The 22914-nt window shown below is 42.9% G+C and carries 21 protein-coding genes; 16 read left to right on the top strand and 5 right to left on the bottom strand.

Features of this window, described 5'->3' with window-relative positions:
- Nucleotides 1-53: 53 nt before the first annotated feature.
- From ABIO93_RS15855 to ABIO93_RS15820, 8 genes are all read left to right on the top strand, one after another.
- Nucleotides 54-1043 carry a DNA-directed RNA polymerase subunit alpha gene (locus tag ABIO93_RS15855; protein ID WP_026631251.1) on the top strand — a complete coding sequence of 330 codons (990 nt, stop codon included), beginning with the start codon at nt 54-56 and terminating at the stop codon, nt 1041-1043.
- 74 nt (nt 1044-1117) lie between these two features.
- Complete coding sequence (rplQ, locus tag ABIO93_RS15850; RefSeq protein WP_348069335.1) at nt 1118-1678, top strand: 50S ribosomal protein L17; 561 nt, start codon at nt 1118-1120, stop codon at nt 1676-1678.
- Between the two features lie 149 nt (nt 1679-1827).
- Nucleotides 1828-2931 (top strand): glutamine-hydrolyzing carbamoyl-phosphate synthase small subunit, encoded by a 1104-nt coding sequence (gene carA / locus ABIO93_RS15845; RefSeq protein ID WP_348069333.1) that lies wholly within the window; start codon nt 1828-1830, stop codon nt 2929-2931.
- A gap of 258 nt (nt 2932-3189) precedes the next feature.
- Entirely contained in the window at nt 3190-4461 is a 1272-nt protein-coding gene (gene eno, locus ABIO93_RS15840) for a phosphopyruvate hydratase (protein ID WP_348069331.1), read from the top strand.
- Between the two features lie 90 nt (nt 4462-4551).
- Nucleotides 4552-4851, top strand: a complete 300-nt coding sequence (locus ABIO93_RS15835) for a septum formation initiator family protein (protein WP_348069329.1) — start codon at nt 4552-4554, stop codon at nt 4849-4851.
- 48 nt (nt 4852-4899) lie between these two features.
- On the top strand, nt 4900-6432 hold the full coding sequence (gpmI, locus tag ABIO93_RS15830) for a 2,3-bisphosphoglycerate-independent phosphoglycerate mutase (protein WP_348069328.1): 1533 nt from the start codon (nt 4900-4902) through the stop codon (nt 6430-6432).
- A 90-nt stretch (nt 6433-6522) separates the two neighbouring features.
- The gene (locus tag ABIO93_RS15825) at nt 6523-7134 is read left to right on the top strand and encodes a hypothetical protein (RefSeq protein ID WP_348069326.1); all 612 of its coding nucleotides are present in this window, start codon (nt 6523-6525) and stop codon (nt 7132-7134) included.
- 324 nt (nt 7135-7458) lie between these two features.
- A complete protein-coding gene (locus ABIO93_RS15820) occupies nt 7459-8412 on the top strand; it encodes a hypothetical protein (protein WP_348069324.1) in 954 nt (317 codons plus the stop codon).
- 71 nt (nt 8413-8483) lie between these two features.
- Here the strand turns inward: ABIO93_RS15820 and ABIO93_RS15815 are convergent, their stop codons facing one another.
- From ABIO93_RS15815 to ABIO93_RS15800, 4 genes are all read right to left on the bottom strand, one after another.
- Nucleotides 8484-9374 (bottom strand): polyphosphate kinase 2 family protein, encoded by an 891-nt coding sequence (locus tag ABIO93_RS15815; RefSeq protein ID WP_348069323.1) that lies wholly within the window; start codon nt 9372-9374, stop codon nt 8484-8486.
- A 37-nt stretch (nt 9375-9411) separates the two neighbouring features.
- Nucleotides 9412-9999 (bottom strand): RdgB/HAM1 family non-canonical purine NTP pyrophosphatase, encoded by a 588-nt coding sequence (gene rdgB, locus ABIO93_RS15810; protein WP_348069321.1) that lies wholly within the window; start codon nt 9997-9999, stop codon nt 9412-9414.
- A gap of 86 nt (nt 10000-10085) precedes the next feature.
- Entirely contained in the window at nt 10086-10991 is a 906-nt protein-coding gene (locus ABIO93_RS15805) for an FKBP-type peptidyl-prolyl cis-trans isomerase (protein ID WP_348069320.1), read from the bottom strand.
- A gap of 54 nt (nt 10992-11045) precedes the next feature.
- Nucleotides 11046-12080 carry a DHH family phosphoesterase gene (locus ABIO93_RS15800; RefSeq protein ID WP_348069318.1) on the bottom strand — a complete coding sequence of 345 codons (1035 nt, stop codon included), beginning with the start codon at nt 12078-12080 and terminating at the stop codon, nt 11046-11048.
- A gap of 202 nt (nt 12081-12282) precedes the next feature.
- On the opposite strand from ABIO93_RS15800, the gene ABIO93_RS15795 reads away from it, so the two are divergent.
- Complete coding sequence (locus ABIO93_RS15795) at nt 12283-12702, top strand: nucleoside-diphosphate kinase (protein ID WP_348069316.1); 420 nt, start codon at nt 12283-12285, stop codon at nt 12700-12702.
- Between the two features lie 70 nt (nt 12703-12772).
- Here the strand turns inward: ABIO93_RS15795 and ABIO93_RS15790 are convergent, their stop codons facing one another.
- Nucleotides 12773-13276 (bottom strand): fasciclin domain-containing protein, encoded by a 504-nt coding sequence (locus ABIO93_RS15790; protein ID WP_348069315.1) that lies wholly within the window; start codon nt 13274-13276, stop codon nt 12773-12775.
- 95 nt (nt 13277-13371) lie between these two features.
- Here ABIO93_RS15790 and ABIO93_RS15785 point away from each other — a divergent pair, with 95 nt between their 5' ends.
- The 7 genes from ABIO93_RS15785 (at nt 13372) to bamA (ending at nt 22899) form a co-directional block, all read left to right on the top strand.
- Nucleotides 13372-14007, top strand: a complete 636-nt coding sequence (locus ABIO93_RS15785) for a DUF1080 domain-containing protein (RefSeq protein WP_348069338.1) — start codon at nt 13372-13374, stop codon at nt 14005-14007.
- 130 nt (nt 14008-14137) lie between these two features.
- On the top strand, nt 14138-16297 hold the full coding sequence (locus ABIO93_RS15780; RefSeq protein WP_348069313.1) for a TonB-dependent receptor: 2160 nt from the start codon (nt 14138-14140) through the stop codon (nt 16295-16297).
- Nucleotides 16298-16333: 36 nt separating this feature from the next.
- On the top strand, nt 16334-16990 hold the full coding sequence (locus tag ABIO93_RS15775; protein ID WP_348069312.1) for a hypothetical protein: 657 nt from the start codon (nt 16334-16336) through the stop codon (nt 16988-16990).
- 22 nt (nt 16991-17012) lie between these two features.
- Nucleotides 17013-18461 carry a histidine kinase gene (locus ABIO93_RS15770; protein WP_348069310.1) on the top strand — a complete coding sequence of 483 codons (1449 nt, stop codon included), beginning with the start codon at nt 17013-17015 and terminating at the stop codon, nt 18459-18461.
- Nucleotides 18445-19224, top strand: coding sequence for a response regulator (locus tag ABIO93_RS15765; protein ID WP_348069308.1), 780 nt, complete (start codon nt 18445-18447; stop codon nt 19222-19224). Before ABIO93_RS15770 ends, ABIO93_RS15765 begins: the two co-directional genes overlap by 17 nt.
- 318 nt (nt 19225-19542) lie before the next feature.
- Complete coding sequence (locus ABIO93_RS15760; RefSeq protein WP_348069306.1) at nt 19543-20295, top strand: isoprenyl transferase; 753 nt, start codon at nt 19543-19545, stop codon at nt 20293-20295.
- A 6-nt stretch (nt 20296-20301) separates the two neighbouring features.
- Nucleotides 20302-22899, top strand: a complete 2598-nt coding sequence (gene bamA / locus ABIO93_RS15755) for an outer membrane protein assembly factor BamA (protein ID WP_348069304.1) — start codon at nt 20302-20304, stop codon at nt 22897-22899.
- The last annotated feature ends 15 nt before the right edge of the window (nt 22900-22914 follow it).

Raw genomic sequence — 22914 nt, 5'->3', positions numbered from 1 at the left:
GGTAACGGTAGCGTGATCAACTATCATTTACTACTATAAAAGGAGCAAGGACTATGTCAATATTAGCTTTCCAAATGCCTGATAAGGTCGTCATGGAAAAAGCAGATGACTTTCACGGGTTGTTTGAGTTTAAGCCTTTAGAGAAAGGATACGGCGTAACCATTGGTAATGCGTTACGCAGAATACTTCTTTCATCTTTGGAAGGTTATGCCATTACGAGCGTGAAGTTCCCTGGTGTTCTTCATGAATTTTCTTCTATCGAAGGTATAGTTGAGGATGTAACAGAAATCATCCTGAACCTTAAAATGGTTCGTTTTAAAAAAGTTTCTGATTTGAACGAAAGCAGAATCGTAGTAAACCTTAAAAATGTATCGGTTATTACTGCCGGTGACATTGGCAAGTTTACCAACGCTTTTGAAGTCTTGAACCCAGATCAGGTAATTTGTCATATTGATGATCAAAAGGAGTTCGAAATGGAACTTCTGTTGGACAAAGGAAGAGGATATGTACCTGCCGACGAACCACGTGCCAATGAATTGCCATTTGGATACATCGCAGTAGACTCAATCTACACACCTATCAAGAATGTTAAATACAGTGTTGAAAATACACGTGTTGAACAACGTACGGATTACGAACGTCTTTTAATCGATATTCAGACGGATGGTTCTATCCACCCTGAGGATGCGTTGAAAGGTGCTGCTAATATTCTGATTCAACATTTTATGCTATTCTCCGATCAAACTATGACGTTTGAGAAGCAGAAAGCAGAAGAAGATAATCAGGTGGACGAAGAAATGTTGCGTATGAGAAAACTGTTGAAGACTTCATTGTCTGAACTGGATCTTTCAGTACGTGCATATAACTGCTTAAAATCAGCGGATGTTAAATCTCTTGGTGATTTAGTAAGGCTGGAAATTTCGGACATGATGAAGTTCCGTAATTTTGGTAAAAAGTCTCTTACTGAGTTGGAGCAACTTGTTGCTGACAAACAACTCACATTTGGAATGGATGTGGCGAAATATCGCCTCGACGAGGATTAATTAATATTCCATCATAAGTATGTATTCTGTAGCGCGCAGTAACTCGCAGCTCGAAGCAACTAAACAATTAAACAATGAGACACGGTAAGAAAGATAATCATTTAGGTAGAACAGCATCCCACCGCAAGGCAATGCTTTCTAACATGGCTACCTCTTTGATTCTTCACAAAAGAATTGAAACAACATTAGCAAAGGCAAAAGAACTTCGTAAGTATGTTGAGCCTCTGTTAACTCGTGCAAAAGAAGATTCTACACATAATAGAAGGGTAGTTTTTTCTTATTTGAACGACAAAGAATCTACAAAAGAGCTTTTTGGAGTTGTTTCAGATAAAATTGCAGATCGTCCGGGTGGTTATACCCGTATCATCAAATTGGGCAGTCGCCTTGGTGATGCAGCGGAAACTGCTTTGATCGAGTTAGTTGATTTCAATGACGCTCTTCTTTTAGCTAATGCTGACAAACCAGCGAAAACACGTCGTAGCAGAAGAGGCGGTAAAAAAGCAGAAGGATCAGAAACAGAGGTTTCTGCGACTCCTGTGAAAAAGGCAGATCATCCAATTGTAGCAGAATCAGAACCTGCTGCTGAGGAAGCTCCGGAAGCAGACGAATTACCAGGCAACACTGAAAAGGAATAGTTTTGGTAATAACATCAATATAGGAAAAGGGTTGAACGATTTCGTTTAACCCTTTTTTATGAGTAAAAATCTGTACTTTTGCAGAAAATTTTAGTAGACCATTGAAGAGGATACCTCTTGTTAAGCTGAAAAAATAGATTTAACCATATATGAATCAAAAAAAGGAAGCTCTGTTGTTGCTTGAAGACGGAACAGCATACAAAGGACTAGCTTTGGGAATACATGGAACAACCGGCGGTGAGATTTGCTTTAATACCGGAATGACAGGTTATCAGGAGATTTACACTGATCCTTCCTATTACGGCCAAATCATTGTCAATACCAATTCGCACATTGGTAACTATGGAGTGCAACTCGAAGATGAGGAGGAATCCGCGTCGGTAAAAATCAAAGGAATGGTGTGCAACACTTTTTCCCAGATATATTCTCGCGACACCGCGGACTTCTCTTTGCAGGAGTATTTTGAAAGAGCCAATATTGTTGGTATCAGCAATGTGGACACGAGACACCTGGTAAGGCATGTGCGAGAGAAAGGTGTGATGAATGCCATTATCTCGTCGGAGATTCTTGATGAGTCTCTATTGATGGAGGAGTTGAAAAAAATCCCGTCTATGGATGGTCTCGAATTATCATCGCAAGTTACTACGGAGGAACCTTACTTCGTGGGAGATGAGGGCGAAAGCAAATGGCGCGTCGCGGTAATGGACTACGGAATCAAGAAGAGCATTCTTACTAACCTGACTTTAAGAGGTTGTTATTGCAAGGTTTTTCCTGCCAAAACACCATTTGAAGAATTAATGGAATGGCAACCTGATGGATTCTTCATATCCAATGGACCTGGTGATCCCTCTGCCATGCCATATGCGGTGGAAAGTGTAAACAAAATGATCGAGAGCAGCAAGCCATTGTTCGGGATATGTCTTGGACACCAGCTACTGGCTCTTTCAAGTGGAATTAATACTTACAAAATGCATCATGGTCACAGGGGATTGAACCATCCTGTGAAAAATTTAATAACCGGAATGTGCGAGGTTACCTCACAGAATCACGGTTTTGCAGTTAACCCAGATGAGATCGAAGACCACCCGGATATCGAAATTACCCACGTTAATTTGAATGATAAAACGATTGAAGGGATAAGAAGAAAGGATTATCCTGCCTTCTCCGTACAATATCACCCGGAAGCATCACCAGGGCCGCACGACTCGCGGTACCTTTTCGATGACTTCATCAATTTGCTGAGTGCAAATTAATCCATTACGAAAAAATCTCTCCATCGAGGGATTTTTTCGTATAAAGATGTTTTTAAACAATTGTGTTTGAGCATCTAGCGTTACAAGCGAACCAAGTTTCAGTGTAATTTGACCGAGTATTAAGTTCATGTTAAATGATTGACTTTTTGAGGGTGTAAATTTCGCTTAAAATGCATTGGTGTTTATGGATGACAATTTTTTTGTGTTATTTTGTAGCGTTAACATATTCAATTTTTTAATCAAAACCACAAGCTGCAAATGAGTACGATTCAATCAGTACATGCAAGACAAATTCTGGATTCAAGAGGAAACCCCACTGTAGAAGTAGATATTCGTACCGAAAATGGTTATTTAGGACGCGCTGCTGTTCCGTCTGGTGCTTCCACCGGAAAGCATGAGGCCGTTGAACTTCGTGATGATGACAAGAGCGTATATGTTGGAAAAGGGGTTTTGAAAGCGGTTGAAAATGTAAATGATATTATCTTCCCTGAACTGATAGGCTGCTCGGTTTTTGAACAAAACCTGATCGATAAAATCATGCTGGAATTGGACGGTACTCCTAACAAAAGCAAGTTAGGTGCCAATGCAATTTTAGGTGTGTCACTGGCTGCTGCGAAAGCTGCTGCACAGGAAGCTAACCTTCCTTTGTATCGTTACGTAGGAGGTACTAATGCCAATACGCTGCCTGTTCCGATGATGAACATCCTGAATGGTGGAAGCCACGCGGATAACTCAATCGATTTCCAGGAGTTTATGATCATGCCTGCCAAAGCGGATACATTCTCTCAGGCGCTACGTATGGGCGTGGAAGTATTCCATACGCTTAAAACTGTTTTGAAAAGCAAAGGATATTCAACGAACGTAGGTGATGAAGGTGGTTTTGCCCCTAACATCAAGTCCAACGAGGAAGCTATCGAAATCGTAATTCAAGCTATCGAAAAAGCTGGATTCAAGCCGGGCGAAGACATCTTTATCGCTATGGATGCTGCTGTTTCTGAATTCTATGAAAATGGATTGTACCATTTCAAAAAATCAGATGGCCGTAAATTGACGTCACCTGAAATGGCTGACTACTGGACTCAGTGGGTTGCTAAATATCCTATCATTTCTATCGAAGACGGTATGGATGAGGATGACTGGGCTGGCTGGAAAACTTTGACTGAATCTGTTGGTAGCAAATGCCAACTGGTAGGTGATGATTTGTTTGTAACAAACGTAACACGTCTGCAACAAGGAATCGAGTCACAAATCGCCAATGCAGTTCTTGTTAAGGTTAACCAGATCGGTACATTGACTGAAACCATTGATACTGTTAATCTTGCAAAGCGTAATAGCTACAAGAGCATTATGTCACACCGTTCAGGTGAAACTGAGGATTCAACAATCGCGGATCTTGCAGTAGCATTGAACACAGGACAGATCAAAACAGGTTCTGCTTCGCGTTCTGACCGTATGGCGAAATACAATCAATTGCTGCGTATCGAAGAAGAGCTTGGAGAAAGCGCTTACTTCCCGGGATTGAAATTCTAATATTTTCATTGAAAACCGGAGCCATAGGCTCCGGTTTTCGTTTTAGGGTATCTCAAAGTGAAAAACAACTCATTCTGGTCACTTAATTCGATGAAAAACTTCTATATCGCTACGCTGGTTGCGTGGCTGGTGTGGATACTATTCCTTGATAATAACAACATGCGGGTGGTAGTTTCCAATCGGATGAAGATGAAAGACCTGGAAAAAGAAAAGGCCGTACTGCTTGAAAAGATCGGACAAGTGAAAAAGGAACGGAATGAAGTGTTTGGAAATCCAAAGATGCTTGAAAAATGGGCGCGTGAAAAATTCATGATGCGGCGACCCAAAGAAGAGGTTTATGTGATTGTTGACGAAAACAATCAGCCTGTTGAAAGTAAAAAAGAGGAATAGTCTTATCGTCCTCTCAACTCCATTCTTAATTTTTAATTTTCCACCACATTGAGCAAGAAAGTAATTCTTATCATCATGGACGGTTGGGGGATCGCCAAATTCGGCGAAGAAAACCGTTCAGCTGTCATTGCTGCAAATACTCCTTTTTACGACAGCATTCTGCAAAAATATCCTCATAGCAAGCTGGAAGCAAGTGGCTTGGCAGTAGGTCTCCCTGACGGGCAGATGGGCAACTCAGAGGTGGGGCATACCAACCTCGGTGCCGGACGGGTAGTATACCAGGATCTTGTTAAAATTAATCTCGCTGTTTCCGAAGGTACTTTGGGGCAAGAGCCAGTTTTGACGAATGCATTGGACTATGCCAAACAAACGGGTAAGAAAGTACACTTTATAGGGCTGGTGTCCGACGGAGGTGTACATTCTCATATCGACCATTTGAAAGGGCTTTGTAAAATTGCTGCGGATAAAGGTCTTTCAAGTGTATTTGTACACGCTTTTACAGATGGTCGCGATTGTGATCCTAAAAGTGGTCTGGGTTTCCTGACTGAGCTGACGGATGCAATGGCGCAAACTACGGGTAAGATTGCAAGCATTACCGGTCGTTACTACGCAATGGATCGTGATAAACGCTGGGAACGTGTGAAACTGGCCTACGATGCCATGGTTCATGGCGAAGGAAAGCATGTGCCCACAGCGGATGTGTTGAAAGCTGTAAAGGCATCTTACGAAGAAGGTGTAACGGATGAATTCATTCTTCCTATCATAGCAACGGATGAAGCGGGTGCTCCTGTCGCTTTAATTGAAGACGGTGATGTAGTATTGTGCTTTAATTTCAGAACGGACCGTGGACGGGAAATCACAGAAGTGCTTACGCAACAGGATTTCCACGAGCAAAACATGCACAAACTGAACCTTCGTTACATCACCATGACCAATTATGATGATACTTACAAAGGTGTAGACGTGATATTTGATAAGGACAACCTCAATAATACGCTGGGAGAAGTTTTGGAATCAGTAGGCAAAAAACAGATTCGCATTGCTGAAACGGAAAAATACCCTCACGTTACCTTTTTCTTCTCCGGTGGACGGGAAAAGACATTTGAGGGAGAAAGCAGGTTGCTTTGTGCCTCACCTAAAGTAGCTACATATGATCTTCAACCAGAAATGTCTGCCCCATGTCTCAGGGATTCCATCATTGTTGAATTGAAAAAGGAAGAGGTAGATTTTGTCTGCCTTAACTTCGCCAATCCGGATATGGTGGGTCATACAGGTGTTTTCGAAGCAGCTGTGAAAGCATGCGAAACAGTCGACCAATGTGTGCAGGCAGTCGTGACGACAGGGCTGGACCACGGTTATTCATCCATAATCATTGCTGATCATGGAAATTCAGATTACATGTCGAATGATGACGGTTCTCCAAATACAGCGCACTCGTTGAACCTGGTGCCTTGCATATTGGTAGATAATAATTATCAAACTCCAATCAAAGACGGAAAGCTTGCGGATATCGCTCCTACCATTTTAGAGCTTATGGGAATACCTAAGCCAGCTGAAATGACAGGTACGAGCATTTTGTAAACTTAACCTGTTTAAAAGGTGTTAATTTTGCAGAGAGCCCACTGGGCTCTCTGTTTTTTGTTATTCATCATTCCGGTGAACTAAATTAAAATGCGTCACAAGATTTATTCTAATTACTTGAATCCCACATTAAAGAGATTCCTCGTTGTCTTTTTTGTACTGATCGGCGTCCTTTTAGCAGCATGTCAAAATGAAGAAGATCGTAATAAGGAAGAGAAATTCTATTTCGATTTGAAAAGTTTTATTGAGAATCAGATCGTATATCTGAATGATAAAAGACCGATTGTTACCAAAATCGTTGGGCTGGATCGAAAAACGGTCTCCAATAAATCAAAAGACATTGACTGGAAAAAGGAGCTGGAATTATTTGTCCAGGCGGATCTTAACAAACCTTCTTACCGATCGAGTTATATTGTTGAAAGAAAAGACTCTGCGACGTACGAGTACACACTCAAAGCCAATGTTGAGCTGCCTGTTCGTTATCTGAAAATCGTTACGGATACCAATCTTCACCAACCAATCTATGTCAAAGCCCGGTTTCAATCGGTTAACAAGATATATAAATCTGAAAAGACCATTGAACTAGCCTGTTCAAAGAAAAATAATCTGCTGGAATTGACTTCCTATGCAGTAAACGGATATCAGAAGCTGATCTTTATGGATCGCAAAGCTTTCGATATTAAAGCAAATATTGGATTTTAGAGGGTTTTTGATTGAGTTTGGGTTGTACTCTTACACCATATTTTGGGTAAACATTACCCAAATTTTCAAAACATGATTCTGCTTTTTCAGGTAATACCCGAAAATTCACACCTTCCCAGTTTCGACTAAAAAAGAGGCAAAATGACCACATTTTGCCTCTTTTTTGCGGTTTAAGGCTATTCTATCGATCGGGGAGAAAGTCATTATAATGATGTCAAATGCTAATTCGGCACAGAATTGGTTGTACTGAACGCAATACCATGTAGACCCGGACAATTTAACCTGTCAACATGTAAACTAAATCACAAAACAAATCTAATTTCAATGCAACCAGAACAGAAAAATAAGCAAAGCATAGCGTGGGCGATGGTAGTTGTCCTTGGGCTAGCAACAGCCATGTTTGGCTACCTGTTTACAACTCAGAAGCAAGAGTTGACTACTCAGGAATCGATGGTAGTTGAGAAAGCGAGAGAATTAGCTGTTACGAAAACTAAACTGGATTCGATATCGACAGTACTTGACGCTAAAATTGCAGAAGTTGAAAGATTAGGTGGAGACATCACAGAATTGACAAAAGTAAAGGAGAAACTGGAAGCTGATAAACTGGCATTTAGCCGCAGCAAAAAAGTTGAAACCAACAAGTATCTTGGAAAGATCAAGGAATACGAAAAATTCCTGACAGAGAAAGACGAAATGATCGCTCAGTTGAAAGCTGAAAACGAACATTTGGTAGCATCTAACGACTCGTTGAGCACACACGTAGGATCACTTACAAGCGAGCGTGAGAGGCTGGTACAACGCCAGGCAGAATTATCTGACTCAGTAGTGACCTTTACGGCTGCTAATAAAGAGTTGAGCGACAAAGTAACAAAGGCTGCTTCGCTAAAAGCTCAGAACCTGAAAATCCTGACTGTTAACTCAAGAGGAAAAGTAAAAGATAAAGAAGAGTACAAAGCAAGCCGTGTTGACAAACTGAAATTGGTTTTCAACCTGCCTGAAAATGAGCTAACTGCTCAGGAATCGAAAGATATTTATGTACGGGTATTGGATCCGGAAGGAGCAGTTTTAGCTGACAATGCTACTGGCTCAGGAGAATTTGAAGTTGATGGAGCGCCGTCTAAATTTACGACACGTGAATCAATAGCATATCAAAACAACAATCAGAAAGTTGAAATGTTGTACGATAACACTTCTCAGTTCCGTCCGGGAAAATACAATGTGGAGCTGTATGCAGAAGGTTATAAAATTGGAGGTGGAAATTTCACCATCAAGAAATAAGGCTTAACTTCACACCATGCATAGCTATAATGCGGCTGATTAATCAGCCGCATTTTTTGCGTTTAAGGCGGTTAGACTTTGTTTTGATTATTAATGACCTCAATAAAACTTTTCAATTCTTCCGTTCTCTCAGGGCCCGAATCTGGATAAGACATCTTCATATTTTTTAACTCCTCGGTAATGATCCGGCTTACCGTCAGCCGGAGATTTTTTTTGTCATCTGCTGGAACAACGTACCAGGGAGCTTTTTTGGATGCGGTTTCATTAATGCACGTTTCATAAGCAGCCATATACTCGTTCCACTTATCGCGCACCTTCACATCCTGCTCTTCAAATTTCCAATTTTTAGAAGGATCTTCAATGCGTTCGATGAGGCGGGCGGCTTGTTCTTCTTTTGATACATTCAAGAAAAATTTAATGACCCGGATCCCATTGCGATACAGGTACTTTTCGAGGCTGCGAATATCTGAGTACCGGTGCTTCCACACCTTATCAAGATCCTCGGTGAGTTCGAGGGGCAGGCGTTGGGATTTGGTCAGGATATCCGGTTCTACTTTCACCACCAGTACCTCCTCGTAATAGCTCCTGTTAAAGATCGTGATGGTGCCGCGCTGCGGTAATACCTGATTGGTCCGCCAAAGGAAATCATGCTCTAGTTCAGTCTCAGTGGGGCGTTTGAATGAATGGATTTTAACCCCCACCGGATTTACACCTGAAAGAACATGTTTGATCGTCCCATCCTTTCCCGCAGCATCCATTGCCTGGAAAATGACGAGTAAGCCGTATCGGTTATGTGCATACATCATACTTTGCAGTTCATCCAGCTCCTTCGCCGATTCACTTTGCATCGTTTCGTACTCCTCTTTAGTATCGTAAATGTCCTTGAATTTGGTCTTGGCTTTTTTGATGTCAAATTTCGACGTGCCGTCAATACGGTAATCTTCTATTTTAAAGTCCGACATAGTGTTGATTTTTAAGAATGACAGAAAGAAACGTTGTTTATTGTAAGTCCTGCGATGTTTTGAGGAAATCTACCAGTTTGGCAAATGCACGTGCACGGTGACTGAGCGAGGACTTTTCTGCCAAAGTCATTTCCGCAAATGTCCGGTCGTGGCCTTCCGGAAGGAACACGGGATCGTACCCAAAACCATTGCTACCCCGTTTTTCGAAGATAATTGTACCTTCCACGCTTCCGTCAAACTGATGGTAATAGCCATTTACTACCAAAGTGATCACAGTAATAAACCTGGCTGCAGGATCAGGTAGTCCAGCCAGATTTTTAAGTAATAATGCAATGTTATCGCCGGCGTCGCGCTGCGGGCCGGCATACCGAGCCGATTTGACTCCCGGTTCACCATTCAGTGCGTCTACAACCAGGCCGGTATCATCAGCAAAACAACTGATACCAAAGTTGTCCCAAACGTATTCCGCCTTTCCTTTTGAGTTTTCAGCAATGGTATTATAAGGTTCAGGAATGTCGACATCACATCCAATATCTTTTAATGTAACCAATTCAAAATGGGTGCCTAGTAATGCTTGTATTTCCTCTAATTTGTGCAGATTATTAGTTGCGAAGCAAAGTTTCATAGAAAGAATGTATGGTAATCGAACTGCATTTTACATAAAAAAACGGCTACTCTTGTGAAGCAGCCGTTTTAAAAATTCTGTTAAGATTATTTTGTCGGAGGAGCCACCGGAGGGCCAGCAGGTGCAGGCTGTCCTTTTGAGAAATCAATCAGTTCCATTTCAAATTGAAGTACTGAGTTTCCAGGGATCGGGCCGTATGCTTCCGGGCCATAAGCAAGTCCTGATGGAATAAGCAACAATCCTTTTTCTCCTTTTTTCATCAACATAATACCTTCTTCCCATCCTGGGATCACCATTCCGGCGCCTACTTGCAGATCAAGAGGCTTGCCCTGGTTTTTAGAGCTGTCAAATTCTTTTCCGTCAAGGAATTTCCCAGTGTAATGCACTTTTACATTATCTCCGGCTGCAGGACTAGCTCCTGCACCTTCAACCTGAGGTACATAATATAGGCCAGAAGCAGTTTTACGTGCTTTCGCTTTCAGATTATTTTTAGCAAGGAATGCTTCGATCGTTTTTGCGTCAACTGCTTTTTGCTTCACAGCAGACTCCGACTGTTTCTTCTGGAATTCCTCCGAAGTAAGCACACTCACAACCTTCACGGTAAATGTTAGCTCCGATCCTTTTTTGATCATCGGAGGCATCGGCTGACCGATTTTAGCAAACATGGTATCCGCATTGATCATAAATTTGGCACTGTCGCCGGTAGCCAGCAATGTCAAACCTTCTTCAAAGCTTCCTTTATACTGAGGAGCTTGCAATACCATTTTATAAGGATTACCCTCTTTGTAAGTATCGCGAAGCGTGGAGTCGGCGCCGTTTTTCAAAACCATGTGGAAAGACATAATATCTCCTAATTTGGCTTTTCTTGCATCATCATCATGATCAAAAATCTGATATTTTAAGCCTGATTCCGTAACCTGCGTCTTGTATTTGTTGCAAGCGGCTGCGAGAATAGTTATGCCCATCGCATAACCGATTGTTTTAAGATTCATTGGATTGTGTTAATTAAAAAAATATTTGGTAAATTTTAAGATAAGAATTTAAGTTTAGTCAACGTTTAAAAGTTCCTGTTGGTATGCCGGAAGAACACTTAAAAAATAGGCAACCGTTTCATTTACTGATTGTTCTGAACGTCCGCCCGATGCATTTTTGTGTCCGCCACCGCTAAAATGGGTACTGGCCAGGTCTCTCACTGAAAATGTTCCTACCGACCGGAAAGAAATTTTTACTTCTCCTTTTCTTTCAATGAACATGGCCGACATCACCACATTTTCAACCTGCAATCCATAATTCACAATACCTTCTGTTTCACCGGTACTCGAATGAAATTTGAGTAACTCAGCTTCCGTCAGTACCATATAAGCAGTCCGATATTCGGGTAATACTACCAGTTTTTGCGAAAGCACGTAACCCAGGAATTGCAACCTCGATAATGGTGCATTGTCGTAGATCATTCTGTGAACACGGCTAGAATCAAAACCCGTCAGCATCAGATCCGCTACTGCCAAATGTACTTCCGGAGTAACATTCCCATGCCTGAATGAACCTGTATCCGTCATGATACCTGCGTACAGGTTTTCGGCGGTAGGAACATCAAAAAGCTGATCAGCGGGTAAGCCTCCTTCCAATTCCTTGACCAGGGAATAAACCAGCTGAGCGGTAGCGGCTGCGTGTGTATCCCAGATCATCCATTTTGCAAAATGCTCAGGTTCAAGGTGATGGTCGATCATTAACTTCGGGGCAGCAGCATCCTGAACTACTTTTCCAAGGTCTTTCAAACGTGAAAGTGCCGAAAAATCCAAACAGCAAATCAATGTAGCCTGCTCTATTTTCCTCTTGCATTTACCCTGATCTGCCGACTTTTCATACACCAGCACATCCGCTATACCCGACATCCATTTAAGGTTCGCCGTGTACTCCGTCGGACTGATTACTGTAACATCATGGCCTTTTTTGATCAGATAACTGGCCCATCCAAGTGATGATCCCAAAGCGTCAGCATCAGGGTCACGGTGCATCGTAATGATGATTTTTTGGGGATGGGATAAGAAAGAGCTTAGCTCTTCAATGGTTTGATTCACAGTTATTTAATTCAAAAGGGGAGACTTCAGTATTGCTTTGAGCCCACAAAATTAATAAAACTGTTGGGATTTGCTCAATCCTCGGCACTAAAGGCTGGCTATCAGGCGATGTTTTATCAATCAGACGTGGTAACCCGGCTGGTAAGGGAAATTTAAAGTGAAAAAGAGTAGTTTTGCACCAAAATAAAATTTAGCCAATAGTATGCCAACGAATAAAACATTCACAATGATCAAGCCGGATGCCGTACAGGACGGTAATACGGGTTCTATTATTAAGATGATCGAAGCAGCGGGTTTTCGTGTAGTAGCTTTGAAAAAGACGCAGCTTACGCCGGAACGTGCCGGACAATTCTATGCAGTTCACAGTGAGCGCCCTTTCTATAATGATCTTTGCCAATATATGTCTTCCGGTCCTATTGTTCCGATGATTTTGGAAAAAGAGAACGCGGTAGCTGATTTCCGTACATTGATCGGTGCGACTAATCCTGCCAATGCAGACGAAGGCACTATCCGTAAACTGTTTGCCAAATCCATTGAAGCAAATGCAATCCACGGATCTGATTCAGATGAAAATGCAGATATAGAAGGCAATTTCTTCTTCGCACATCTTGAACAGTTTTAATAGCTGAAAAACAAATTAAAAGGCCCGGATGATCAGATCATCCGGGCCTTTTAATTTGGTATAATGTCAATTACTTTACTACCAGGCTATCTATCACCTGAATGATCCCATTGTCTGCATGGACGTCCCTAATCACAATGTCAGATTTATTAATTGCTACTATGCTATCGATTTTTGTAATGCTGAGGTCCTTTTTGTTCTTCGATTTTTCAACACTGGCTTTAAAATCAACATACTTGATAACTTTCTTTACAATGATATGATTTTCAATGAAAGCCTGGGCAGTATCTTTATTAGTGTACTTGCTCGAACTGAAAATGTTGGCTTTGCCAAATGCGTTGTTATCGGGAGCAAATAGCGTGAGTTCCTCAGTTCTCAAAGCATCGTTCATTTTAGCGTACGAGACAATTTCTCTTAGTATACTGAACTGTTCGTTTTCAATGATAACATCAGTGATGGTTTTAGGCTTCAATAAATCATCAGCGCTTTCTTTACATGAAAAAACTGCAGTTGAAAACACTACTACACCTAAAAAAAATCTCACACAACGCCCTGCAAAACGGTTTTTTTTCATAGCTTTCCCATTGGTTAATTTCTGTAAAACTAATGGAAAATGTATTTTCACAGAATTCCTGACCGATTTTTTTTAATCCTAACCCAAAAACCATGATGCTAAAACCTAGACAATTGCTTGTCGTCTGTGCCACCATTTTGCTTGTTAACTCCGCTTTCTTAGTCACCAAACTACCTTCGCTGGCGCCGGAAAAGAAACCCGTCAAACTATTTAACGGAAAAGACCTTACTGGCTGGAAAATCAATGGTACCGAAAAATGGTATGTTGAAAATGGCGAGCTGATCTGCGAAAGCGGCCCCGATAAAAAGTACGGCTACCTCACTACCGACAAGTTTTACAAGAATTTCGATCTGTCTCTTCAGTTCAAACAAGAGTCAAATGGTAACAGCGGGGTATTCTTCCGCTCTACTGTGGATGGTACCAAAGTTTCAGGCTGGCAGGTAGAAGTAGCACCGCCAAACCACGATACCGGTGGAATTTATGAATCTTATGGCCGTAACTGGCTGGTTCAAATACCTGACGAAAAAGAGGGTTTCTTGAAAATGGGAGAATGGAATACGCTACGTATCCGCGCAGTAGGTGACAAAACGCAGACCTGGCTGAATGGCAATGCTATGGTGGATTTCGATGATGCCAAAATCGGTGCGGCAAATGGTTCTATTGCATTACAGATTCACGACGGCGGCGGCATTAAAGTACGCTGGAAAAATATCTTGTTAGAGGAGCTTTAAGTTACCCGGTTCTTCATTCCGGTGCCGGGTAAATTCATACCATTGAAAACGGTAGTTCGTCGGAATTAACTAACGCTCAGGCTTCATGGCCGATAGCTTTGTGTCAACAATAACACAAATGCTATTAGCCATGAAGCTTTTTTATTATTTACTGTTATTCATTTCACCCATTGCCTACTCCCAAAAAGTAGTTCAAGGGAAGGTTACCGATAAAAAAGGCAATCCATTACCCGGCGCAAATGTGTTTCTGAAAGGTACTTACGACGGTACAACCACAGATGCGAACGGAACTTTCAATTTCAAGACTTCCGAAAAAGATACCGCCACACTTGCCGCCAGCTACGTTGGTTATGAAATTTATGAAAGCAAAATTGGTTTAAAGGACGATGCTGCTGGCCTATCGATCAAGCTGGAAGAACTGGCCAACGAACTGAATACCGTGGTGATCACCGCCGGTGCATTTGAGGCTTCCGATGAAAAACGAATGGCCATGCTGAAACCATTGGACATTGTTACTACGGCTGGTGCAGCCGCGGACATTACCGGTGCCATGCAGTTTTTGCCTGGCGCGCAGCGGGTAGGAGAGCAGGAAGGCCTTTTTGTACGGGGAGGCTCGGGGCAGGAAACGAAGGTGGTGATCGACGGGATGATCGTCCAGAATCCCTTTTTCAGCTCACTACCGGATGTGCAGCAGCGGGGAAGGTTCAATCCTTTTATGTTTAAAGGAACATCATTCAGCACGGGCGGCTATTCGGCACAATATGGACAGGCACTTTCGTCGGTATTACTGCTCAACACTACCGACAAAGCGAGTAATAATGGCCTTGGTATTAGTCTCAATATGGCCAATGCGGGCCTCAATTATGATTATGCGACTAAAAACCAATCCATATCTGCGGTTGCTTACTACGGGAACCTCAAACCACTTTTTAAACTGGTCAAACAAAATGTAGAATGGCTCCACGAGCCTGAATTCAAAGGCTCCTCGCTGACTTACCGTCTCAGACCCACCAAAAACGGCGTGCTTAAAGTGTACGGAATGTATTCCGACAGCGATTTAAGCATGAATTCCAAAGACCCTTCCAGCGACACAGGCAAAATGAAGCTGAACCTCCGCAATCAGAATGCATTTACCACCAGTACTTATACCGATTCATGGAAAGATGGACAGTGGTCATTGAACTCGGGATTTTCGTACAGTAAGAACAAGGATAAGATGACATTTGATGGTGTCAATTTTGACCGGTACGATGAAAGAACGCAGGCCAGAGTAGTGCTAAGCAGGCTGCTTACTGGAAACAATACTATTCTGTTCGGTGGCGAGGCGCACGCCATTAACCTGACCAATGGCTACGATGAGAAGCTTTATAAACTGCATGACCGCTACGGCGCTGCATTCGTTGAATCAGAAATTTACATTACCCGCGAGCTGGCCGGACGAATCGGTATCCGCAGCGAATATTCCTCTCTCATTGGCCGGGCGAACATTGCCCCAAGGTTATCATTCGCATACAAAACCGGAAGGTACAGCCAGGTATCACTCGCAGCAGGACAATTTTACCAAAATCCGGACTACCGTTATTTGTATACCAACAAAAAACTCAACTACGAACGTGCCGATCACCTGATCATCAATTACCAGATCATTAAAAATCAAAGGACTTTCAGATTTGAGACATTCTACAAAAACTACGACCAGCTTGTACGGGAATTCACCGGCCAGAGCTATGACGCCAATCCGTACCGTTTTCCAATGGGGCAAACCAATAATGGCGGAGACGGCTATGCACGCGGTTTTGACTTTTTCTGGCGGGATCAGAAGACCATTAAGAATTTCGACTACTGGATCACATACAGCTTCGTGGATTCAAAAAGGCTTTTCCAACAATTTGAGGAATCTGCGACGCCTACCTTCATTTCCAATCACAATGTCAGCCTGATCACCAAAAAGTGGTTTGAGAAAATCCAGACCAATCTAAGCATGACTTATGCATTCACCAGCGGAAGACCTTATTACAATCCTAATAATGATGATTTCCTGGCGGACAGGACCCCGGCGGTTCACAATGTAAGCATTCAGGCCAGTAAGCTGCAAAGCATTAAGGGTAACCTGGTGATATTTTATGCCTCGATTGAAAATATATTAAACACCAAAAATGTATTCACGTACCGCTACACGCCGGATGGAAAAACCCGGTATGCGGTAGGGCCACAAAGTTACCGGAGCTTCTTTGTCGGTATGCAGATCATGCTTTCCAAAAAGGCCAAAGTTTCCAAAGACGATCTTTAAATTTTAATCACAATCAAACTTAAATCAGAATACCAAATGAAAAATCTATTGACCACTGCTTTTGCCATTATCTTTTCCGCCTGCATGGTGTGGGCACAGAATGAAAAGTATACCCAGGCCATGACCGACGGGATCCAAGCATTGAATGGTATCGACCGCGCCAAACCTGACGCCAAAGTTTTGCAGGACATAGCCAATCGTTTCGAAAGAATAGCGGCGGCTGAGCCAAAAGAATGGCTGCCGAAGTATTACGCGGCATACAGCAATGTGATCCTGGGTTTTGTAGGGACCAGTATTAGTGAAAAAGATCAGTATCTGGACAAAGCCAATGTCTTATTGAAAGAGGCAGAGGCGTTAGTGGGAAAACCCAATGACGAATTACAGGTATTGAATGCCTATCGTTCGCAAATCCACCTGGCAGCGGACCCGATGAATCGCTGGGAAGCTGACGGGGCCAAGTTTACCGAGTACCTGGAATCAGCGAAGTCGATCAATGCGGAAAATCCGCGGATCTACTATCTGGAGGGATCAAGTTTATTTTTTACACCGGAAGAGTACGGCGGAGGCAAAAAAGCGGCCAAGCCATTGTTAGAAAAAGCGACACAGAAATTCACAGCATTCAAGCCTGAAAGTTCGATCCATCCGGCCTGGGGCAAGATGGAAACGGAATGGATGCTGTCTCAAAGCAATTGATTAACTCGCCATATAGAAGCAAATGGAGGATAAAGAAAAGAAGCCATTGCGTATGACGGCTTCGTCGCTGGACGGGAGGGATTTTAGTAATATGGATCTGGAAAACGCAGATTTCAGCTTTTCGAGTTTGAAAGACATCAATTTCGATGGCGCCAATCTCCGGAATGCCAAGCTGCGTTTTTCAGCACTCGACCGCACCACATTCAGGAATTCAGATCTCAGGAATGCAGATCTGAGTTTCAGCAGCCTGTCCAATGTTGATTTGTCCGGGGCGAAGGTGGAGGGGGCGAATTTCAGTTTTACATCTCAGGAAAAGCCGTTCAACTGGCAGGATTTCAGTTTGATCGGCCTCATTAAAAATCAGGGCTGGCTCGGTACTACGGTTGCGATTATTTTGGGCGCGGTGATATTGTACGGGATCAATGCGATTTCGTACTTCACTGCCGAGATTGTTTATACCGACGAACCTGTCAGGATCAAGTTGTATCAGTACTTGGTTTTCCAGAACATCATTGCCGGTGTCTTTACCATTCTGCTCACGCAGGGGCTCACGGTCCTGCTGGATATGATTGTGAAGAGGACGACGATTAAACATTTGATTTTGACGATAGTCATTTTTGTCGCCAATACTTTACTTAGCATTGCCATTTATTATGTTCTTGGAATAGAGACCGTATTGAAATACAAGCAAATGTATCCCACCGAAACGGCTCAGTCAGCTCCCTGGTACTGGTACATGTGGGGGCCTATTATTGTTGCCAATGTTTTTTACTATCTCAGCAGGGAGGGAAAGCAGATTTCAAGAAAAATATCAGATCAGGAATACCAACTGCTTAATCTTGAAAAACTGAAAACCCGCGCCGAGCTGGATGCATTGCAGGCCCGTATCAACCCACATTTTCTTTACAATTCCTTAAATAGCATTGCCAGCCTTGTGCACGAAGATCCGGACAAAGCGGAGGAAATGACCCTGCTGCTTTCTAAGCTTTTCAGATACACAACAGGTCGCAAAACCGATGACTATTTTGACACCATTGAAAATGAACTGGAAATGGTAGCAACTTACTTGCAGGTAGAAAAAGTGAGATTTGGGGACCGTTTGAGGTTTACTGTGGAGGTAAAGGACGAAGCATTAAGGGATTTACAGGTTCCTAAATTTATCCTCCAGCCCATTGTGGAGAACGCGATCAAGCACGGCATTTCTAAAATGGCAGAACAGGGTAACATTGTGGTCAGTATTTATGAAGAAGACAAATGGCTCCATCTGTGTGTGCATGACAGCGGCCCTGCATTTCCCGATTCCATGGGTGCGGGCTACGGAATTCGCAGCATTCAGGATAAGCTGAAACTACTTTACGGAGAAAACGCGAGGCTGGAACTTCATAATAAACCGACAAAATCTGTCAACATTGCCATTCAAAAATCAGCTATCGAACAACATCAGCAAGCGAATCATGCAGTTTCCTCTTAAAACAATACTGATAGACGACGAACCATTGGCTTTAAGCCGTTTGAGAAGGCTATTGGACAAGCACCAGGACGTTTTTTCAATTGTTTCCGAAGCCCGGAACGGAGCGGAAGGATTGGTTGAGATCGATAAGCATCACCCGGATATTATTTTTCTCGACATTGAAATGCCACTGTTGAATGGTTTCGAGATGCTCTCCAAATTGACAAAAATGCCCCTGGTTGTTTTTTCAACTGCTTATGATCAATATGCGATCCGGGCTTTTGAAGAGAATTCAGTGGATTATCTTTTAAAACCAGTCGAGAACGATCGTCTGATCAAAACCATCGATAAAATCCGGAACATGACCAGCGCGGGTTCCAATGTTTCCGGAAGTAATCCCTATTCCGACAACCTGCTGAGGCTGCTCGAAGAAATGAAGCCTAAAAAGGAGATATTTTCATTGTCGGTCAAATCCGGAGACCGTATTTTGCTCATTCCGCTGACAGAAATAACGCATTTTGAAGCAGAGGAAAAGTATGTTTTCCTGAATACGCTGGATGGACAAAAATATCTGCTGAACTACACATTAACCTCTCTGGAAGAAAAGCTTCCCCGACATTACCTCCGCATTAGCCGGGCAGGAATTGTTAACTCCCACCACATCAAAGAAATCCAGAAACATTTCAATGGAAAGTATGTCGTATTGATGCGCGACCGCAAGGCTTCACAAGTTACAAGCGGGAGCACATACACGGATGTGATCCGCCATCTTCTTGATAATTAATTGGGTTACCTTCTCATCCGCACGGGAATATTGATTTTGAACAGGGCATACTTATTCCTAAATTGCGCCCCTATTTAAAATCCCAATACAATTTTGAAGGGCTAATCTGCTGTTCATCAGAATGTTCGCGGTTATTCAGGAAAATTTAATAATCGAAATTTTCAAACTTTCGACACACAATAACCTGATAAAGCGTATCTGTTGATGAGCAAAGTGATTCCTAAAAACCAAGGAGGCTAAAAAATTCAGCGCGAATTGATAAGATCCTTATTTATTGTTCATTTGTTTAGTTAAAAAAGGTTAAAGGGATCAGGAATAATGAAGGAGCTCATTGATACGGGCAATCTGCCAAAGCACATAGCCGTTATCATGGACGGTAACGGAAGATGGGCCCAAAACCAGGGAGCAGCACGTGTATTCGGCCATCGTAATGCGATTAAAGCCGTGAGGGAAGTAACTGAGGGGTGTGCGGATTTAGGAGTTTCATACTTAACGCTCTATGCATTTTCTACTGAAAACTGGGCTCGTCCCGAGTTCGAAGTGAGGGCACTGATGGAGTTGCTCGTACAGTCAATCCGGAATGAATTGCCAACAATGCTCAAAAACAATGTGCGGCTGGACACGATCGGCAATACGGAAAGTTTGCCGAAGAGCTGTCGGAACCAACTTGCAGAGGCGATAGATGCGACAAGGGATAATACAGGCCTGAACCTCATTCTGGCGTTGGGATACAGCGGGAAATGGGACATTACGCAGGCTGCAAAAAAGATAGCGGAAGATGTAAGGCAAGGAGTTTTAATGCCCGAGGATATTAGTGAAGACCTGCTTTCCAGCCATCTTTCAACAAAGGATCGTCCCGAAGTTGACCTGATGTTGAGGACGGGCGGAGATCATAGGATCAGCAATTTTCTTTTATGGCAACTGGCTTATGCCGAATTGTATTTTTATGAAGATCTTTTCTGGCCTGATTTCCGTCGGGAGCATCTTCACGAGGCGATTTTGTCTTTTCAAAACAGAGAGAGGCGTTTCGGTAAAACGGGTGAACAAATAAAAGCGAATAGTGCTAAGTAGAATAATATGAACCTTGTGAAAAATTTGAATAAATCATTAGCACATCTGAAAGGTATTCTGGCATTCATGCTAATATGCTGTTGCTTATCAGCAACAGCGCAACGCATTGGGCTGGGTGCCACCAGCAAACCGGCCGCTCCTGCTGCCAATATGGGTATTGATCCAGCCAATCCAAAAGAATATACCATTTCCGAAGTAACTGTTTCAGGAACGCAGTTTCTGGATCCGAACTCGATGATTTCCATTTCAGGTTTAAAGCCAGGAGACAAGATCAGGATACCGGGCCCGGCCGTCACATCATCTATTAAGCGCATGATGGACTTCGGTACGCTGGATGATGTGGAGATTTTGGCAACCAAAATTCAGGACGACAAGGTTTGGTTAAACATTCATATCAAGGAAAGACCAAGACTTTACAAAGTGTCATTCTCAGGGATCCGTAAAGGAGAACGGGAGACGTTGAACGATAAAGTGAAGCTGATCAAGGGACGCGTAATCACACCGACGATCATTAAAAACACTCAGCTGATCATCAAGAAATATTATATGGACAAAGGTTTTTACAACACCAAAGTGAAGGTGTTGCAAATCCCCGATTCCACGCGCGGCCAGGCTACTTTGAACTTCACCATTACCAAAAATAAGAAGGTCAAGATTGAGCAGATCAACATTGAAGGAAATACGGCCGTCAGTGACAAAACACTGAAACGCAAGATGAAAGGTACCAAGCAAAAAAGGATTGGCAGACTTTTTAACCCTTCGAAATACATTCCTAAAAAATACGACGAGGATAAAGAAAAGCTCATCACTTACTACCGCAAAAACGGTTACCGTGACGCTACGATCACGTTTGATACCATCAAAAATGGTAACGAAACGATCAGTATCGACATGAAGATCGATGAAGGAACGAAGTACTATTATCGTAATATCTCCTGGTCGGGGAACTACCTGTACAATTCGCAGTTCCTGAGCGATCGTTTGGGTGTAAAGAAAGGCGATGTGTACAATCCTGAAGAGCTGGATAAAAAAATCAATGGTATCCCGGGCGCCGATGTTAGCTCCATTTACATGGACGACGGTTACCTGTACTTCCGTATTGAACCTACTGAAAAAGCAGTGGACGGAGATTCTATTGACGTTGAATTGAGAATGTTCGAAGGCAAGCAGGCTACGATTAACCGTATCCTTCTGAATGGAAATACCAAAACAAGTGACCGTGTAGTTCTTCGCGAACTATTTACGTTGCCAGGGCAAAAATTCAGCAAAACCGAGATCATCAATACCCAGCGTCAGTTATCGCAAATGGGATACTTTGACCCTGAAAAAATCCAGATCACTCCGATACCTAACCAGTCGGACGGAACGGTGGATATCGAATATAACGTGGAAGAAAAACCTTCCGATCAGATTGAATTGTCAGGTGGTTGGGGTGGATACATTGGTTTTGTAGGAACATTAGGTTTGGTATTCAATAACTTCTCATTGAAAAACATTCCTAACCGTGAAACGTGGCGTCCATTGCCTTCGGGAGACGGACAGAAATTGTCGCTTCGTTTCCAGGCAAACGGAAAGCAGTACCAGACTTACTCCCTGTCTTTCAGTGAGCCATGGCTTGGAGGGAAGAAACCGATCAACTTCGGTGTTTCTCTTCAAAGAACCGTTTATAGAATGACAGATTACAGCTCAATCTACGGCTTGGGTGCAGGTGGTTCTCGGAATATCAGTTATCGGGGTGGGTACTATAACAATGGTATTACATTCTCACTCGGCCGTCGTTTGAAGGAGCCGGATCGTAACTTGGTGATGACGCACTCATTGTCATATCAGAGATATCGTCTGGACAGTCTTGACATTTTCCGTATCGGCTATAGCACAGGTAGTTCCAACAACATTTCTTTTAATACAACCATTTCAAGAAATACATTAAGTGATTTCCAATTCCCTAGAAGCGGTAGCAATATCTCTTTGAGCGGCACATTCACTCCTCCGTATTCTTTATTCAGAAAGAAAGCATTCACGGATAAAACCGATACATACCGCTGGGTTGAATACCACAAATGGATGTTCGATGCGAGTTATTATGCAACCATCACAGGTAAGCTTGTATTAAGTGCACGTACGCACATGGGTTACCTGGGAGCATACGGGGATAAAGTAGGATACAGCCCGTTTGGTCGTTTCATCGTGGGTGGATCAGGTCTGGCCGGTCAGGGATCATTCTCGCTGGCTGATCAGGACATCATCGGTTTGCGTGGTTACCAGGACCAGAAAGTAGGGCCATTGGCACAGAATGGTTATCCGGCATCAGGTGGCGGAATTGTTTACAATAAGTATGTAATGGAGCTTCGTTATCCGGTTTCATTGAATCCACAGGCTACGATCTTCATCCTGGGATTTGCTGAGGGCGGTAATAACTGGGGTACTTACAAAGAGTTTAATCCTTTTGATTTGAAAAGATCAGCGGGGGTAGGAGCCAGGATATTTATGCCAGCGTTCGGACTTTTGGGTATCGACTGGGGGTATGGATTTGATAAAATCCAGGGCGAACCTAAGCGAAGCGGCCCTCAGTTCCATTTTACGATCGGGCAGCAAATAAGATAATATTCTCAACAGGTG

Origin of the sequence: Dyadobacter sp. (assembly GCF_039919315.1) — a bacterium.
Classification (GTDB): Bacteria; Bacteroidota; Bacteroidia; order Cytophagales; family Spirosomataceae; genus Dyadobacter.
This window is presented reverse-complemented; position numbering and strand designations above follow the sequence as displayed.